The organism is Pseudoalteromonas sp. SIMBA_162, assembly GCF_046535955.1.
Classification (GTDB): Bacteria; Pseudomonadota; Gammaproteobacteria; order Enterobacterales; family Alteromonadaceae; genus Pseudoalteromonas; species Pseudoalteromonas marina.
Genome location: NZ_JAWJBQ010000609.1, coordinates 1 through 261 on the forward strand (window position 1 = coordinate 1; position 261 = coordinate 261).

Consider the following 261-nt stretch of genomic DNA (forward strand, 5'->3'; position numbering starts at 1 on the left):
GTGGCGGTATGCGTGGGCGACCAGGTGGCCGATGCCCTGATTGCCAAGCTGGAACCGCAGATCAAGGCACTGAAGATTGGTGCCGGCACTTCGTGCGGCCTGGACATGGGCCCGCTGGTAACGGCTGCTGCCCGTGACAAGGTAGTGGGTTACATTGATGACGGTGTTGCTGCCGGCGCCAAGCTGGTGGTGGATGGCCGCGGCTTCCGTGTGGCCGGTAATGAAGATGGCTACTTCGTGGGTGGCACCCTGTTCGACAAG

Annotated in this window: 1 protein-coding gene; it reads left to right on the forward strand. The window is 62.5% G+C overall.

The genetic code is table 11. The features are described 5' to 3' along the window. Positions 1-12: 12 nt before the first annotated feature. Positions 13-261 (forward strand): aldehyde dehydrogenase family protein (locus R0J88_RS21110; RefSeq protein WP_410901043.1); only part of this gene is annotated, 249 nt, incomplete at its 3' end.